Annotated in this window: 10 protein-coding genes; 9 read left to right on the top strand and 1 reads right to left on the bottom strand. The window is 37.2% G+C overall.

What is annotated here, in order from left to right:
• Window positions 1-45: 45 nt before the first annotated feature.
• Window positions 46-549, bottom strand: a complete 504-nt coding sequence (locus AB674_RS02325) for a hypothetical protein (protein ID WP_047773770.1) — start codon at window positions 547-549, stop codon at window positions 46-48.
• Between the two features lie 943 nt (window positions 550-1492).
• On the opposite strand from AB674_RS02325, the gene AB674_RS02330 reads away from it, so the two are divergent.
• From AB674_RS02330 to AB674_RS02370, 9 genes are all read left to right on the top strand, one after another.
• Window positions 1493-4615, top strand: coding sequence for a SusC/RagA family TonB-linked outer membrane protein (locus AB674_RS02330; protein WP_047773514.1), 3123 nt, complete (start codon window positions 1493-1495; stop codon window positions 4613-4615).
• Window positions 4616-4631: 16 nt separating this feature from the next.
• Window positions 4632-6104, top strand: a complete 1473-nt coding sequence (locus tag AB674_RS02335) for a RagB/SusD family nutrient uptake outer membrane protein (RefSeq protein WP_047773516.1) — start codon at window positions 4632-4634, stop codon at window positions 6102-6104.
• A 22-nt stretch (window positions 6105-6126) separates the two neighbouring features.
• Complete coding sequence (locus AB674_RS02340) at window positions 6127-8049, top strand: arylsulfatase (RefSeq protein ID WP_047773518.1); 1923 nt, start codon at window positions 6127-6129, stop codon at window positions 8047-8049.
• Window positions 8050-8255: 206 nt separating this feature from the next.
• A complete protein-coding gene (locus AB674_RS02345; RefSeq protein WP_082210579.1) occupies window positions 8256-9356 on the top strand; it encodes a sterol desaturase family protein in 1101 nt (366 codons plus the stop codon).
• 9 nt (window positions 9357-9365) lie between these two features.
• Window positions 9366-10088 carry a thioredoxin domain-containing protein gene (locus tag AB674_RS02350; RefSeq protein ID WP_047773519.1) on the top strand — a complete coding sequence of 241 codons (723 nt, stop codon included), beginning with the start codon at window positions 9366-9368 and terminating at the stop codon, window positions 10086-10088.
• A gap of 103 nt (window positions 10089-10191) precedes the next feature.
• Window positions 10192-11454, top strand: a complete 1263-nt coding sequence (locus AB674_RS02355) for a YeiH family protein (protein WP_047773520.1) — start codon at window positions 10192-10194, stop codon at window positions 11452-11454.
• Between the two features lie 30 nt (window positions 11455-11484).
• Complete coding sequence (locus AB674_RS02360) at window positions 11485-13134, top strand: arylsulfatase (protein WP_047773522.1); 1650 nt, start codon at window positions 11485-11487, stop codon at window positions 13132-13134.
• 320 nt (window positions 13135-13454) lie between these two features.
• Complete coding sequence (locus tag AB674_RS02365) at window positions 13455-16451, top strand: SusC/RagA family TonB-linked outer membrane protein (protein ID WP_240478060.1); 2997 nt, start codon at window positions 13455-13457, stop codon at window positions 16449-16451.
• 10 nt (window positions 16452-16461) lie between these two features.
• Entirely contained in the window at window positions 16462-17859 is a 1398-nt protein-coding gene (locus tag AB674_RS02370) for a RagB/SusD family nutrient uptake outer membrane protein (RefSeq protein ID WP_047773525.1), read from the top strand.
• Window positions 17860-18282: the final 423 nt, after the last annotated feature.

Consider the following 18282-nt stretch of genomic DNA (forward strand, 5'->3'; position numbering starts at 1 on the left):
AACAAAAAATTTATAGATTAGACGTTACTCAAAAACACTTATTTTTTACTTTTGATGAACATTGATCTCCGTAATTCCTAACGAAATCAAAAAACCAATTACCTCCTGTGTAATCAAAATCTCCGATTCAAAAACAAGATCCCCTTTGGCGATCGGTTGCAACTTAGAAGAAACACCTGCAAATTGTTCCGGCATTATGGTAATCAAAATCGATTTATCATTGACCATAACATACTCTTCCGTAACAATTGTATCTGCGTTGTTTGGTATAAAAGTGCCTAAAGCAACAAATACGGCTTCATTATTTTTTACATTTAAACTAAGACGATCCGCAATCGGCACATCGCAAATCAGATCGTATTGGTGTTTCTCACTGCGAATAAAAGCATAGCCTTCTACTGTTGACAATCTAAATGATGGTATTGCAATCGGTGCATATAGGGCTTCTCCCAAAACACAATCAAATGCTTTAGCTACAGAAATTTTTTGCAAGGGTGATTTTGAACTGGTCGCGTTCCCATCGGTTAAAGCTTTATTAACTTTTATCATTATTATAAATATATACTATGCTAAATACAGCTAAAAAAAGAGAGGTGCCTTTGCAATAGATCGTGTAAAAAAATCAGTCGTATTTTAATGTCTATAAAATTAGTCTAATTTATTCAAAATCACCATTTAAATTGAATGTAGTTTAGAAGTAAAGTTACTTTTTTAAGCTATACTTCCGTCCTGCCTCCCGTTTTTTGTCTTTTTTTAAGATCATTTAAAGAATTAAAAAATGAAAAACAAAGTACAAAATACTACATTTTAAGCTGTCATTAAAAAATAATATCACGCATTAAAAACATAAAAAAACAAACATCATTCCTATAAAAACCAACACTTTAAACACCTTCAACAAACTAAAAAACCACCCTCATTTTAACATTCAAAAAAAATAATTAAACTTTTTTTTGGATATTATTATATTAAAATTAACTTTGTCTATAGAATTAGTAGAGTTTAAAATCATATTTAAAACCAAAAGCACTATATTTTGAAAACAACTGAAAGCATTTCGTATTCCATTTTACTTAAAAAATATACATCTAACATTTTTTGTTATATGTGCTTCTGTTGCTAAACTTCGCCATTAATTCGTTCGCGCTGATTATTCTTTAATCACAAAAATCAATCTGATTTAAAAAACGAATCTTTTAAAAAATCATCACAAAAATATTTACTGAAATTACAAAAATCTGTTTGCTGCATTGCTTTGCACTAAACTGATTATTGAAACGATACCTACAATCCAAAAAAAAATTAATAACTAAAAAAACTAAAATGAAAAAAATGCAAGGCTGTTGCTGTAACTAAAAAAAAAGCCATTTCTGCGGCAACAGAAATGGCGAGGCTTAAGAACAACATTATCGTGAAATAAAGGAAACAAACAGAAAGTTGAAAAATCAACTTTCAAGGCTCCTTGTTAATTACTTAAAACCAATACAAAGAAATGAAAAAAATATTAAAGATATACTCATTGCTTTCTATCTTGCTGTTATCGGCAGGAATTAATGCCCAAAACACCACACCACTCATACAATCAAAGTTAGACGGAACTGTCGTAGATGACATTACTAATCAACCTATTATCGGCGCTTCTGTAACTATTAAGGGAACGACACACGGAGTTGTAACGGATACAGAAGGAAAATTCTTTTTTCAAACCGGTCAAAAATTTCCATATACTTTAATCGTAAGTTACATCGGATATAAAAAAACAGAAATAGTAGTCGAAGGAAATCCGGTAATTATAAATCTTAAAGAAGAGCGCCAGGAATTAGACGAATTAATAGTTGTCGGATATGGTTCTCAGAAAAGAAAAGACATTACAGGTGCAGTAGCCTCAATTCCAAAAGCCAATCTTGCTCAGGTCACCTCATCAGCAGACAATTTATTACGAGGAGCTGTTCCGGGTGTAGTGGTAACACAAAGCTCGGGGCGTCCGGGCGCTTCTTCCAGCGTACGCATCAGGGGTGGAAATTCTATCACTGCCGGTAACGAACCGCTATACGTCATCGATGGCATCCTGGTTTACAATGACAATAGCAACGGTACAGCCGGAGTCGCTCTGGCCGGAGCAGGAGTTAACGTATTATCGACAATCAATCCGGGTGATATCGAATCTATTGAAGTCCTAAAAGACGCTTCTGCAACCGCTATTTACGGCTCTAGAGGGGCTAACGGAGTAATACTTATTACAACAAAAAAGGGTACGAAAGGAGTGGATAGAATCTCTTATCAAGGTTATTTTGGAGTACAATCCGTATCTAAAAAACTGAATCTGATGAACGCTTCCCAATGGGCCAGTTTGCGTAATGATGTTCAGGCCAGTATCGGACAGGCACCTTCTTTTACAGCCGCTCAAATTGAAGATTTTAGAACTTCCGGAAATTACGACTGGCAATCTGCCGCTTTTAGAACCGCAGCTCCAATTCAAAACCATCAATTGACTTTTTCAGGGGGTGATGACCGCTCGAGATATGCTATTTCAGCAAGTTTTTTTGATCAGCAAGGTGTTGTAATCGGGACAGATTTTAAAAGAATTTCCTTAAGAGCCAATTACGAAAGAAACTATTCTCAAGTTTTTAAGTTTGGAGTAAACATCAATTATACCAACTCCTCCTCAAATGGAATTGGCTCCTCCAATTCAGGAAGAGAGCCAAGTCCGCTGGTTAGCGCATTGTTAATTGCTCCCGTAGTTCCGATCAAAAATCCTGACGGAAGTTACAATGTTACCAAAAACCCCTACGCAACCTCAACAAACGGATATATTTCCAATCCGATCAATGATTTGGAAAATACGGTTAATGAAACCAAAATCAATAGAATCCTGAGCAGTTTGTTTGGGGAATATAAAATTACCAAAGAATTAATTGCTAAAGTTTCGGTAAGTGGCGATGTTATCAATACCAAACAAAATTATTACGCTCCTTCTTACACCACAACCGGAGCTTCTACCAAAGGATTGGCTTCAGTTGGTAACCGACTGGTAAGTTCTGTATTAAATGAAAACACACTGAATTACAATACCCGTTTCGGAGAGAACCACAAATTTTCAGCTTTGGCCGGATACACACTGCAATATACCAAAGGTGAAGTGGTTACTGCCGGTGCCAACACTTTCGTGAATGATCATAATCTCTATAATGCCCTGCAAGATGGTGTTCCGACAAAACCGTATAGTGATGCTTTTGAAAGTGTTTTGAAATCATGGTTAACAAGGGTCAATTATTCTTATAAAGACCGTTATAATTTTACTTTGTCTGCTCGTGCCGACGGATCATCCAGATTTGGTTCGGAGTCACTTTGGGGGTATTTTCCGTCAGCAGGATTCTCGTGGAATATTACAGAAGAAGATTTCGCTAAAAACTTAAAAGGAGTTACAGAAGCAAAACTTAGACTTAGCGCCGGAACAACAGGAAATCAGGAAATTGGAAATTATCTTTCTCTGGCTTCTATGGGTTCTGTTAACTATTCTTTTGGAGGCACCATCAACACCGGACTAGCCCCTACCCGATTGGCCAATCCGGATTTGAAATGGGAAAAAACAAATCAGTATAACATTGGTTTAGACCTGTCCTTATTAGACCGAAAAATAAATTTTGTTTTTGATGTTTACTACAAAAAAACCAATGATTTACTGATCAATGTACCTGTGCCGCTTACTTCAGGATATGCCACTGTACTTCAAAACATTGGAGGGGTTGAAAATAAAGGTATCGAGATTGGTTTGATTACCGAGAACTTAAAAACCGAAAACTTTTCCTGGAACTCCAATTTTGTGTTTTCAGCCAATAAAAACAAAGTCGTTGCAATAGGAAACGGAGTTACTCAATTTTTCCCGATCGTTCCAAATGGCTCATTATTACAGCAACAACCTGTAATTGTGAAAGTCGGAAAACCTCTAGGGACTTTCTGGGGATACAGAACCAACGGTATTTTTCAGACTCAGGACGAAATCAATACACAACCTAAAATAAACAGTCTGGCCAATACCAAAGTTGGAGACCGCAAATATGTAGATACTAACGGAGACGGAATAATCTCAGCCGCCGATAAAGGAGATCTTGGAAGCTCACAACCCAAATTTGTGGGAAGTATCAGTAACACCCTATCGTATAAGGATTTTGATTTGCAAGTTAATTTTCAGGGTTCTTATGGCGGAAAAGTTTTTAATGCCCTAAACCAACAACTGGAAATCTCTACACTTGGAACGAATGCGTCAACAGTCCTAAATGATCGTTGGACACCAGCAAATCCGAGTAATGAGATCCCAAGAGCATCAAGTTCTCCTCTGGCAATAGTTTCAGAACGTTATGTTGAAGATGCTTCTTTTTTAAGATTAAAACTAATCACTTTAGGTTACACCTTACCTAAAAGCGTTGCTAAAAAATTAAGAGCCAACAGTGTGAAATTTTATGTTTCCGCAGAAAACCTGATAACCTGGACCAAATACAAAGGCTATGACCCTGAAGTAAGCTCCTACGAACAAAACAATTTATATCCCGGTATTGACTTTGGCGCCTATCCAAATTCCAAAACATTCATTTCCGGTCTGAACGTAACTTTCTAAGTAAAAAAATAAAACGATGAAAAAAATACTATTCACAATTCTATTAGGTGCAAGTCTGCTGGTATCGTGCACCGATCTCGAACTAACACCAATCTCATTTGTTACGGAAGATAAATACTTTGTAACACAAGATGATGCAGTGGCAAGCGTAACAGCCGTTTATGCTTCCTTAAATAATGATCCCGGTGAACAAAGTTTATTTGGCAGAAATCTATATTTTCTAACCGACATGGCTTCTGATTATGCTGCTGCAGGAGTTTCTGCAACGAATCCGCAAGTAAGAGCACTGAGCAGTTTGACACACGATGCTACTACAGATCGTGTTCAAGTGGCGTGGCGTCAGATTTATGCCGGAATCAACAGAGCCAATGTAGCGATTGACAATATTCCAAAAGTTTCTGGCTCGGAAGTAATCAAAACCCGATTGATTAATGAAGCAAAATTCATAAGAGCGTTATTGTATTTTCAAGCGGTTCGTCTTTGGGGAGGCGTTCCAATTGTTTTACATGAACCAACTTCTATTAATGTTGAAAGTTTAAAATCAAAAAGAGCAACAGTAGAGGAAGTTTACGCTCAAATTATCTCTGATTTAACAGCTGCTGAAAGTTTACCTGCAGTTTATCCCGCAAATGATGCCGGTCGCGCTACATCAGGAGCTGCAAAATCATTGTTAGTAAAAGTATACATCACCCGAAAAGACTGGGATAAAACCATTTCAAAATCTCAGGAAGTAATTAACGGGGGGTACGGATATGCTCTTTTTGAAAATTTTGCAGACGTATTCAACAAAGCCAAAAAGAATGGAAAAGAACATATTTTCTCTGTTCAATTCGAACCAAATCAAGCAGGAAACGGTTCTAGCGGCAGTACCTTTCAAGGAACTTCTTTTACCGGATTTACCGCAACAGAGCCTGCAGATATTATTTCAGATGTCGCCTTATTTTATGACATCTATGCTCCTCAGGATACCCGAAGAGATGTGAGTTATGCCAAACAATTGTTCAATCCGGCGACAGGATCGTTATATACTTTTCCGAAACCGATTTTCAAAAAGTATCTGGACCTTACCAATCTGGCTTCTCCCGGTAATGTTGCCATTAATTTCCCGCTGATTCGCTATGCTGACATCCTATTGTCTTATGCCGAAGCGATCAATGAAAAAAGTGGTCCCACAGCAGAAGCCTACGAATATTTAAATCAGGTAAAAAGAAGAGCTTACGGAAAACCAATATTCACTCCTGATGCTACGATCGATTATTCCGGATTAACACAAGCTACTTTCAGAGCGGCTCTTCAGGAAGAACGCAAAAAAGAATTCGTTCAGGAAGGCCAAAGATGGTACGATTTAGTACGCTGGGAAACTCTGGTTACCGAAGTAAAAAAAGTTACTGCCAAAAACTCGGTTTCTGAGAGAAACAATTTATACCCAATTCCACAAAGCGAAAGAAGTATCGACCCAGTTGGATTACCACAAAACACAGGATATTAATTAACCTAAATAAACAACACCAATGAAAAAAGTTAAAAACAACAGTACAATCAAAAGTCCGCAAAAAGGACTTTTGATTACGGCGTTACTAGCCGCACAATTCGGATTTGCACAATTAAATCCTGACACCGAATTTAAAGGAACTATCGGAAAAACTTTAGCCGACTCCAAAGAATACTGGCCGGAACCTGTAACGGCACCAAAAGGAGCACCAAACGTGGTATGGATCTTACTTGATGACGTTGGATTTGGAGCTGCAAGTGCTTTTGGAGGTCTAATACAAACGCCAACTTTTGATAATCTGGCCAACAATGGTCTGCGATACACCAATTTTCACACCACCGCAATTTGTGCTCCGACACGTGCCGCTTTATTAACCGGAAGAAATTCAGGAAGAGTACATGTTAGCGGATTTTCACACACCGTTTTGTCTGCCGGTTTCCCTGGTTGGGACGGAAGAATTCCTGCTGACAAAGGAACAATTGCCGAAATTTTACACGATAACGGCTACAATACTTTTGCCGTTGGTAAATATGGTGTTACTCCTGACGAAGAGGCTACAGATGCCGGTCCGTTTGACAGATGGCCAACCGGTAAAGGATTTGATCACTTTTTTGGTTTCTTAGGTTCCCAAACCGATCAATATAAACCGGATTTGGTAGAAGATCAGGCACACGTAACTCCGGACGGAAGACATTTAACAGATCAGATCACAGACAAAGCGATCAGCTATATTACCAAACAACAAAAAGCAGCTCCGGGAAAACCATTTTTCTTGTACTATGCGCCCGGAGCCGTTCACGCACCTCATCAGGTTGCAGAATCTTGGACCGATCAATACAAAGGTAAATTTGATGAAGGCTGGGATGCTTATCGCGAAAAAGTATTAGCCAATCAGAAGAAATTAGGAGTAGTTCCTGCCAATGCTGTACTTCCGGAACGCAATCCGCTTATTACAGATTGGAAAAAACTAAATCCAAACGAAAAGAAAGTATACGCCCGATTCATGGAAGTTTATGCCGGATATCTTACGTACACCGATCACGAAATCGGAAGAGTTGTAAATCACCTGAAAGAAACCAATCAATTGGACAACACGTTGATTATTGTTTCCATTGGAGATAACGGAGCCAGTAAAGAAGGGACTTTACAAGGAACCATCAATCAAAATCTATTTTCTCAGGGTGTTTCTGACGAAAAAAATCTTCAGGCCAACTTAGATCATATCGGGGAAATTGGTACGGCAAAAGGGCTCAATACCAACTATCCGTTAGGCTGGGCACAGGCAACAAACGTGCCTTTTAAAAACTGGAAACAAGATGCACAATCCGAAGGAGGAACCCGTAATCCGTTGATTATCTTCTATCCAAAAGGAATTAAAGACAAAGGCGGAATCAGAAATCAATACAGCCATGTAACCGATATACTTCCGACTACATTAGATATTGTTGGTATTAAAGCTCCGGAATATATCAAAGAAATCAAGCAGGATAAAATACAAGGTTCTTCTTTATACGCTTCTTTAAATGATCCGAAAGCAGAATCCTTACACAAAGTACAGTACTACTATATTTTTGGAAACAGAGCCATTTACAAAGACGGTTGGAAAGCTGCCGCTGCTCATCTTCCTGATTCTTTTGCCTTAAAAAATAGCTTAGGCAAAAATGAACCTCCTGTAAAAAGCAATTTTGATACCGATGTTTGGGAATTGTACAACTTAAACGAAGATTTTAATGAGCGTGTCAATCTTGCTAAAAAATACCCTGAAAAATTAGCCGAACTTAAAAAACTGTTTGATGAGCAGGCAAAAGAAAATAATGTCTATCCGCTAATTGACTGGCAGGATGTTTTCAGCAGAAGAATCCACAATTCAGGACCGGATAAAGACAAAAATATTCAAGAACTTATTAAGAAAGCCACCCAACCCGCAGGAGGATCACATTAATTCATTACAACTAAAATTCAGGTCTTTTTGGCAAACCTAAAAGACCTGATTCTATTTGAATCATTTAAAATTAAATCAGTATGAAAAGAGTAGACTATGAAATTATTGGAAAAAAGATTGTCGTTGGGGCGATTGTATTTTTAGTACCACTAGTCATTTTGGCTGGAGGTTTAGCATTAGTAAATCAACTTTTAAAATAAAAAATCATGGGAGTAATTCACAATCCACAAAAAAACTTAGCAAGAGACTTTGGAATCAGTCTTTTTATATACAGCTTGCCCGTATTGGCCATTTATTTATATTTCAAATTCAATAATGGGCTGATAGCGGAGTCACATCTTACGCTTCCCTCATTTTTAGAATTTGCAAAGCCGGTCTTTGCCAACATCCGCAGTTGGGGTTTAATCGTTTTCATGCTTATTCTGGGCGTTATCGAATTCGCTGCGGGTCTTTATGACGATCAATGGACAGGACAAGAACGCAAAGTAGACATCATTTGTTTTTTAGCTCCAAAACTGCTATTACCTCCTGTAATTGCGTTTTTCAGTTTAACCGCTTTGCCTTTTCTAATTCCCAATTTAGCAAACACGCTTTCCTGGGTTCCGTTTTGGGGTGGCTTTTTCCTGATTGCCGTAGCCGATGATTTAACGCAATACTGGTACCATCGTTTACATCATCAAGTACCGTTTTTATGGCGTTTTCACAGAACACACCATTCAGCTCCCTACATGGGAATGGCGATGGCATCAAGACAGAATTTTATTTATACCGTTTTCTTTTCACAGATCTATCTAACCGCGACCTTAACGTTTTTAGGTTTAGGATTGCCGGCTTTGTTTGTTACGGTTATAAAAAGTTTTATCACATTGGGTGCCCATTCCAGTATTGCCTGGGATAAACCTTTTTACAAATACAGAATATTGCATCCGATTGCCTGGGTTTTAGAACGTTTTATTTCGACTCCCGCCACACATCATGCGCATCATGCTGACACAAGTGGCGATGGTGTTGGTCATTTTAAAGGCAACTTTGGCAATATGTTTTTTCTTTGGGACATCATCTTCGGAACAGGTTTGATTACCCGAAAATTTCCGAAGTCTTACGGAATGAAATCGTACAAACAAGAAGAATGGTACGCCCAGTTTCTTTGGCCGATTTTCAAATCTAAAAAAGAAGGAAGTGCTTTGGCCGATGGCGTTTTTGCTGCTCCCCTTGCACAAAAAGTGAATAACTACAGTAATGTCAATATTCCTTCTAATGTCCCAGCACCAGCCGGTCCTGCTTATTATGAGCATGTTGAATCTTAAAAAAAGACCATGAAAAATAAAACAATAAAACGCCGTATAACAGCAATTGTATTTCTAATTACAATTGCTGGTTTTTCTCAGAATCGGAGTCAGACAATCGTTCCGTTAGCCTCTTTTTATTCTAAAATTAAAAGTCAAAAAAATCCACAGCTAATCGATGCGAGAGGCCCGGAAGAATTTGCTTTAAATCATATCGAAGGTGCCGTCAACTTGAACCTTCAATCCGAAAATTACGCCAAATATGTGGCCCACCTAGATCCATCAAAACCGGTATTCATTTATTCCATCGGAGCCGGAAGAAGTGTGGCTCTTGCAGACGAATTACTAAAAAATGGTTTTAAGGAAGTCTATAGTTTAGAAGGTGGAATTGCCAGTTGGATTGGTACCGGAAAACCTTTTTATACTAGTTCAAAAAGCAAATTATCTCTAGCCGAATACAAAAAAATCATCGCAGAAAACACGACCGTTTTAGTTGATATCGGATCCAAATATTGCGGTGCCTGCAAAAAAGTCAAACCGGTTCTGGAAACTCTGAAAGCCCAATATGGCGAAAATTTAAAAATTGTAGAAATTGAACTCGAAGACAGCCCGAAGGTAATTGCTGATTTAAAAACAATACAAGTTTTCCCTACTCTGATCTTATACAAAAACGGGAAAATAACCTTTAAAAAAGAAGGCTCTGCTGATTTAAAAAAGGAAGTTGATTTGGCTTTGGCAAACAATTTAAACTAACCCAATTTCAATTAGAACAGCCGTTTAAACCGTATTCAATGAAAACCATTATAGCGACCTCATCTCCTATTATTGGTTTTCATTTTTCAAATAAAATCTTTACATGTCAGTTAAAACAAAACAATTCACAATTCACGAAGACTGGACCGTCGTCATTTTAGGATTTTTAATAATTGGGATCTCTCTATTTATTTTCCTTCCTTCGGTGCCCGTTTTCAAATGGTCAAATCTAACCGATTTACAAAACGATGTTTTTGATTTCGGCAATCTTCAAATTCTTCTATTACAGTTTTTATATTTCATTTCTATAGGGACCATAGGTGTTTTTCTCGTTGGGAAATCGGTCAAAAACTTCTTAATTGTTTTTCCTTTAGTGTATTTACTGACCTTTATTGCTTTAATTATTGCCGGAAATTCTGTTTTGAAAGGATTCAATTTAGAAGCCGTTATTTTTAGTCTGATTCTCGGTTTGTCTATTGGTAATTTCTTCAAACTTCCGGACTGGTTTCGTGCCGCACTTTCGACAGAAGTCTTTGTGAAAATAGGTTTGGTTTTATTGGGTACCAGTGTTATTTTTTCCGATATTCTTAAAGCGGGATCATTAGGATTATTTCAGGCATTACTGGTGGTATTGTCGGTTTGGTACTTTGCTTTTTGGCTTTGCAAAAAACTAAAAATAGATGACGAACTTGCCCTGATGATTTCGAGTGCGGTTTCTATTTGTGGCGTTTCTGCTGCCATTGCGACTTCGGGTGCTATAAAAGGAGATGCCAAAAAACTGTCCTATGTCATCTCGATTGTACTGGTAACGGCCGTACCAATGATGATTTTTATGCCGATTATTGCCAAATATTTCGACTTTCCGGAAGAAGTAACCGGAGCTTGGTTAGGCGGAAGCATTGATACTTCGGGAGCTGTTGCCGCTTCCGGTACATTGGTTGGCGAAACCGCTTTAAAAATCAGTACTATTGTAAAGTTTTCGCAAAATGTATTGTTAGGATTAGCAGCTTTTGCCATTTCAGTTTATTGGACGTATAACGACAACACACTATCTGCAACCGAAGTTTCTAAACCAACTTTAGGCGTAATTTGGCAACGTTTCCCAAAATTCGTAATTGGTTTTATTGGTGCCTCCCTCCTTTTTTCCTTCCTGATTGCTCCGGAAATTCGAAACGAGGTAAAAGACAGTTTGAAAAACCTACAAGGGATTTGGTTTGCTTTGGCTTTTACCAGTATTGGTCTGGAAACCAATTTCAAAGATTTATTAAGCAATACCAGTAAAAAACCGCTGTACGCTTTTCTGATAGCACAGTTATTCAATATTATCATTACACTCCTAATTGCATTTTTGCTTTTCAATAAGTAAATTTAGATTCCAATTTTAAACAAAAACAGCATGAAAAAAATAGCAACCCTACTACCACTACTGTTTCTATCGGTAGTTTTAGTTCAGGCGCAAAGTAAAACAGCAGCTTCAAAACCCAATATAATCCTGATCATGGTCGATGATATGGGGTATTCTGACCTGGGAAATTATGGTTCGGAAATAAAAACGCCAAATCTTGATAAACTGGCAAAAGAAGGAACAAGACTGCGTGAATTTTACAACAACTCGATTTGTGCGCCAACCAGAGCTTCGTTATTAACAGGACAATACCAGCACAAAGCGGGGGTAGGTTTTTTTGATGTGAATTTAGGATTGCCCGCCTATCAAGGGTATTTAAACAAAGAATCTCTCACGCTTGGAGAGGTTTTTCGTTCCGGAGGTTACAGTACCCTCTTATCCGGAAAATGGCATGTCGGTTCTGAAGATCAGGCACAATGGCCCAACCAAAGAGGATTTGATAAATTTTACGGTATCTTAAAAGGTGCTGCCAGTTACTTTGACACCAAGCCGCTGCCTTTCGGAAAAAAACCTTATCCGGTGAAATTGCTTCGAAATAACGAAGAATTACATCCAAAAGATGATTCTTATTATTTTACGGATGAGATTGGGAATAATGCGGTTACTTTCTTGGACGAACAAAACAAAGAAAACAAACCTTTCTTTTTGTATCTGGCGTTTACGGCTCCACACTGGCCCTTGCAGGCAAAACCCGTTGATATTGCCAAATACAGAGGCAAATTTGATGAAGGCTGGGATGTATTAAGAGACCGAAGAATTCAAAAACTAAAAGAAAACGGTATTTTACCCGCAGATCAGACCGTAGCACCAAGAGATCCCGAAGTTCCGGAATGGAACAAACTAACTTACGACGAAAAACAATTCTGGAAAGCCAAAATGGAAGTATATGCTGCAATGGTAGACAATATGGATCAGAATGTGGGCAAAGTTCTGGAAAAGATTAAAGCGTTGAAAAAAGACAAAAACACTTTGATTATTTTCATTTCTGATAATGGAGCCCAAGGCGGTTTCAATACCTACAATCCTTTAGGACGAGGTTTAGTCCGAAACGATGGACCAATTGGAACTTCGGGTTCTTTTGATTATCAGGAACAAAACTGGGCCTATTTATCCAATACTCCATTACAACAATATAAAAACAACATGCACGAAGGTGGATTTAGTTCCCCTTTTATTGCCTGGTATCCTTCAAAAATAAAAGCCGGAAGAATCGATAAAGGAACAGGACACATTATTGACCTCGCTCCTACTTTTTATGAACTGGCCGAAATTGAATATCCCAAAGCATATAATGGTGTGACGACAAATCCTTTGGTTGGGAGTAGTTTGTTACCTGTTTTATTTAATAATGTTTCGCAGGTCGATAGAGGCACACCATTGTTCTGGGAAAGAGCAGGAAACAGAGCCGTAAGAGACGGCAAATGGAAACTGGTTTCTACCTATCCGTCTTACGAATGGGAACTTTACAATATAGAAACCGACAGAGGTGAGACGACCAATGTTGCCCAACAAAATGCGGGAATTGTAAACCAACTTTCGGCAGCTTATTTTGAATGGGCTGACCGGACAGGAGTTGTCGAATACAGCAAATTCAAACTAAAAACAGAGCTGATGCCCGGTGGTGCAGCACTAAAAAAATAATTGTTTTTTTTGATATTTTAAACAATTATAAACAAAAGGCGGTTGTGTTAAACAATCGCCTTTTAAATTTCAATTACAATCTATAATATTTTACATTTATTGATTAAAAACAAAACAAAAACTAATCTTTTAGTTAAAAAGAAAATAATTCAATTATCAATTGATAAAACTACTTTATTTTATCAAAAAACAACTATTTCAATTCAAATGTTATAAATGAAACAATAATTAGATTATTTGTTATTTTTATTGATAAAACATTGCTATTAATTAACATATATTTAAGATATTTGAGATAACTAATCTTAATAAAATACCACATGAGAATTGATTTAAGTTTTAAAAGGTTAGCGACACTGTTATTTGCATTATTCATTCAAGTAGCACTCGCTCAGGAAGTTAAGATAAATGGACACATTTTTGACAAAGCAGGATTACCGATTCCCGGAGCAAACGTAGTTTTAAAAGGAACCAAAGTGGTTACCCAAACTGGTTTTGATGGAGAATTTACAATCAATGCAAAAGAAGGACAAACTCTTATCATTTCTTATGTAGGAATGAAAACGTTGGAAATTGAAGCATCAAAATCAATGAAAATAACCCTTCAGGATGCCTCAAATGAACTTGAAGCAGTTGTAGTTGTAGGATACGGAACCCAATCTAAGAAGAATTTAACAGATAATATTGCCAGAGTTACCGCAAAAGATATCCAGCAGGTACCTGTCGCCAACGTACAAAATGCATTGGTAGGTAAATTAGCCGGTGTACAGATCACGCAAACAAACGGTAAAATCGATGGAGGAATTAACATCAGAGTTCGTGGAGCGGCCAGTATCAGTGCCGGAACACAACCTTTGTATGTATTAGACGGTATTCCGTTAATTACCGATGATGAGTCCAGCAATGGTGCACCAACGAACCCGTTGCTTACTTTGAGCACCAATGAAATCGAGTCTATAGATGTTTTAAAAGATGCTTCGTCTGCGGCTATCTATGGAGCTCGTGGCGCCAATGGAGTTGTAATTATTACCACCAAAAAGGGGAAAGAAGGAAAGGGAACTTTCAGTATCAACCTTTCGCAAGGGGTTAGTGAACCCACACATAAAAGAAAATGGCTGAATTCTAAACAATATGTAGAATTACTACAGGAAGCAGGACGAAATGCGCAAGATCTGGAATCTGTAGAAGAAGAATTAGAATTTTTATCTCAGGGTACAGACTGGAGAAATGGTGCAGTAAACACCGATTGGCAGGATATTGCTTTTCAGACCGGCTATACTACTGATGCAGATTTTTCACTTTCGGGAGGCGATCAGAAAACAAGATATTTCATTTCAGGGGCTTACAATAATACGGTGGGGATCATTGACAGTAATGATTTAGAAAGATTAACATCAAGAGTAAATCTATCCCATAAAGTTTTCGACAATTTTACCGTAGGTATGAACTTAAGCTTCTCAAGATCGTTAATCAACAGAGTTCAGGACGATAATTCCTTTTCAAGTCCATTACAATCAGTAGCACAGTCTCCTATCTCTCCTGCTCGACTCGAAGACGGTAGTGCCAATCCAAATACAGAGTATTCAAATTATCTTTTAGCCAAAGACAATACGTTTTGGAAAACCATTGTGAGAAGACTAACCGGAAAAGTTTTTGCAGAATATAAATTTTTACCGTCTTTAAAATTTAATTCTGATTTCTCTTATGATCTTTTATCTCAAACGGAAGATTACTGGCAAGGAAAAAATGCACCTTTCATGGCTACTGATGGAGCCGTTTTTGCCTCTTCTGTAAACACCGAAAATTACATTTCGAGTAACTACTTTACTTTTGATAAAACTTTCGCGGAAAAACACAGTTTTAATGCTGTTATCGGTATGGAGTATAATAATTACCACAGAAGATATCAGGATGTAAACAGTATTTATTTCCCAAATGATGATTTTAATACCATCGATGGAGGTGCCGAAGTAAATGAAGGCCATGGTAGTGAAACGGATTATGTTTTTGTTTCTCAATTCGGAAGATTAAATTATGCATTTGATAATAAATACCTTTTTAAAGCTAGTATTCGTCGTGACGGTTCTTCCCGATTTGGAAAAAACAACCGATTTGGCTATTTCCCGGCTCTTTCAGCGGGTTGGATTATTTCTAACGAAAGTTTCCTGAAAGACAATTCCGTTTTAACCTACTTAAAAGTAAAAGGAAGCTGGGGGAAATTAGGAAATGCTGAAATAGGCAATTTTGCTTCACGCCAATTGTACCGACCAAATCCTTATAACTTAAAATCAGGTTTAACTTTTGATCAGGCGGGTAATGATAATCTGACCTGGGAAAAATCTACCCAAATTGATTTTGGCTTTGAAGCAGGTTTCCTGGACAGGATTACAATTGAGGTAGACTACTATCAAAAAGATACTGATGGTTTATTATTTGAAGCGCCACTTCCGATAAGTTCGGGAGCAGCTTCTGTTAACAAAAATATTGGGCAGATCAGAAGTAATGGTTTTGAATTTACACTGAATACCAAAAACTTTGATAACGAAAAATTTAAATGGAATACCAGTTTTAATTTAACAACTAACCAGTCAAAAATAAGATCATTACCTAATAACAATGCCGATGTTATTGCTGTTGGCTCCTATACTATTAACAGAGTTGGAGAATATATTTCTTCTTTTTTCCTAGTGGAATATGCAGGTGTTAATTCAGAAAATGGAGATGCTCTTTTTTTCAAAAACACTCTAAATCCTGATGGTACGCTCAATAAAGATTTAACAAGCGACTATTCTCAAGCAAGGAGAGTTATTGTCGGGAATCCTTTCCCTACTTTAATGTCAGGTATGACCAATACGATTATCTATAAAGGTTTTGATTTTACCTTTACTTTTCAAGGAGAATGGGGAGCCAGTATTTATAACACTGCGGGTATTTATCAATCTACAGCTGCCGATTATTATGATAATCAGACAGCAGATCAGTTAAATCGTTGGCAAAACCCCGGAGATATTACGGATGTACCTCAGGCTAGATTTCAAAAACAAAATGGTACACAGGAATCAACCCGTTATTTAGACAAATCAGATTTTGTACGTTTAAGAAATCTTACATTAGGGTATACACTTCCTAAACAAGCCATCAAGGATACCGGAATGAGCAGTCTGAGATTGTATTTTACAGCTGTAAATTTGCTAACTTTTACGAACTACAAAGGATTTGATCCCGAAGCAAGAAGAGATGATGGGGGAATCGGAGAAGACTTTTATTCAGCACCTCCTGCAAGAACTATGGCTTTAGGAGTAAATATTAATTTTTAAAACTTACAAAATGAAATCAAATAAATTAATTATACTTATAGCTTTCACATTGTTTTTTGCAAGTTGTGAAAATGATCTTGAAATCGAGCCTAAACAAAGGGAAGATGCTACTCTTACCCTAAGCACTGAGGCCGGAGTAACAAATGTGCTGACTGGAACCTATGCACTAGCCGCAAACGGAAATGCTTATGGTGGAAGAGTTTTACTTTATGGTGACTTACTTGGTGTAACTGGTATCACAGCTACCACGGACTTCAGATGGAGAGGAACTTTTGGGGAATTAAGTCAGATGTATAACAAATTAATGTTAGCCAATAATGTAATTATTCAGGGAACCTATGCCCGATATTATCAAATCATAAATGCTTCCAATACGGTTATCGAAAACATCGACAAAGTAAAAGATCCCGACAGAAGAGCCACTATGATTGGTGAAGCTAATTTTTTAAGATCTTTGGCGTATTTTGACCTGGTTCGTTTCTTTGCAAAACCCTACGAAAGTGGCAAAGCCAATACACAATTAGGGGTGGTTATACGACCAAAAGCTATTTATGATTTCAATGTTGACCTCTCTAAGGAAAGAAGCACTGTTGATGAAGTCTATAAAGTTATCATTGATGGTTTAAATCTCGCCTATACTAATCTTCCCGAAGAAAACGATTTTTATGCCGACAAGTATTCCGCAAAAGCACTATTGGCCAGAGTGTACTTACAGCAAGGTAATTATCCGGCAGCTAGAGATGCCGCACATGATGTTATTGAGAATAGTGGTCATGGCCTATCTGTTAAATATGCAGACGCCTTTAATCATGACACCGATAAAACTGAAGACATATTTGCTATACAAATCACCAAACAAACTGGCGTAAATGATGTTGTTACCTTTTATGCCTCTGAAGATAAAGGAGGGCGCGGTGGTGATTTTTCTATTAGAGACCCATATTTAGATAAATTCACAGATCCTAATGATGATAGAGCACACTTTAATTACGAAAATCCGGCAAACGGAAGAATACTAACTTCAAAGTACACCGATCAATTTGCCGATGTTGGTATTATTCGTCTGGCTGAAATGTATTTAATAAGAGCCGAAGCCAATTTTCAGGCGGGAACAGCAATCGGAAATACACCTCTTGACGATATCAACATTATCCGAACAAGAGCCAATGCAGAAAATTTAACAACAGTAACTTTAGATGATATTCTACTCGAACGCCAACTAGAATTGGCAATGGAAGGATTTTTAATTCACGATATTAAAAGAACAAAACAATCAATTGCCAGCCAAAACAGTAAAGGAGAACCGAGATTATTAACTTATAATGCAAACGAGCTAGTATTCCCTATTCCAATAGCAGAAATGGATGCTAATAAGCTTATTACTCAGAATCCAGGTTATGGTCAGTAACTAAATTACTTTTAACTAAAGGAAACCATTCGTTGCGACGAATGGTTTTTTTTATTAAACTTACTTTCGAATTTAAGGTCACATCTTTGAAACCAAGCTACCTGTAAAAAACTTATACCCTTCATTTTAAAAAGAATTATTTTCTTCCTTACGAATGTATTTGTCTATATATTCCTACTTAATTATATATTCTATTCCTACTCTATACTTTTTTGTATTATCTATATTACAATACTGATTCACGCCTTGATTCAAATATTTGATGACAGGATTAAAAAGAGATTCTTAAGTATATAGACTTTCCAGATTTAACTCTAATAACACTTAGAGTAAGGAAGAATCATTCTTATATAAACTTTTATAAATCAAATACTCATCAACTACAAGTGTATCATTCTTCCTTTCAATCACTATTCTTTTTCT

This window comes from Flavobacterium sp. ABG, assembly GCF_001027725.1.
Lineage (GTDB): Bacteria > Bacteroidota > Bacteroidia > Flavobacteriales > Flavobacteriaceae > Flavobacterium > Flavobacterium cupriresistens.

What these genes read in the sequence shown, in the direction of transcription:
- AB674_RS02325 (WP_047773770.1), bottom strand. Translation starts at nt 549, where the DNA reads ATGATAAAAGTTAATAAAGCTTTAACCGATGGGAACGCGACCAGTTCA.
- AB674_RS02330 (WP_047773514.1), top strand. Translation starts at nt 1,493, where the DNA reads ATGAAAAAAATATTAAAGATATACTCATTGCTTTCTATCTTGCTGTTA.
- AB674_RS02335 (WP_047773516.1), top strand. Translation starts at nt 4,632, where the DNA reads ATGAAAAAAATACTATTCACAATTCTATTAGGTGCAAGTCTGCTGGTA.
- AB674_RS02340 (WP_047773518.1), top strand. Translation starts at nt 6,127, where the DNA reads ATGAAAAAAGTTAAAAACAACAGTACAATCAAAAGTCCGCAAAAAGGA.
- AB674_RS02345 (WP_082210579.1), top strand. Translation starts at nt 8,256, where the DNA reads ATGGGAGTAATTCACAATCCACAAAAAAACTTAGCAAGAGACTTTGGA.
- AB674_RS02350 (WP_047773519.1), top strand. Translation starts at nt 9,366, where the DNA reads ATGAAAAATAAAACAATAAAACGCCGTATAACAGCAATTGTATTTCTA.
- AB674_RS02355 (WP_047773520.1), top strand. Translation starts at nt 10,192, where the DNA reads ATGTCAGTTAAAACAAAACAATTCACAATTCACGAAGACTGGACCGTC.
- AB674_RS02360 (WP_047773522.1), top strand. Translation starts at nt 11,485, where the DNA reads ATGAAAAAAATAGCAACCCTACTACCACTACTGTTTCTATCGGTAGTT.
- AB674_RS02365 (WP_240478060.1), top strand. Translation starts at nt 13,455, where the DNA reads ATGAGAATTGATTTAAGTTTTAAAAGGTTAGCGACACTGTTATTTGCA.
- AB674_RS02370 (WP_047773525.1), top strand. Translation starts at nt 16,462, where the DNA reads ATGAAATCAAATAAATTAATTATACTTATAGCTTTCACATTGTTTTTT.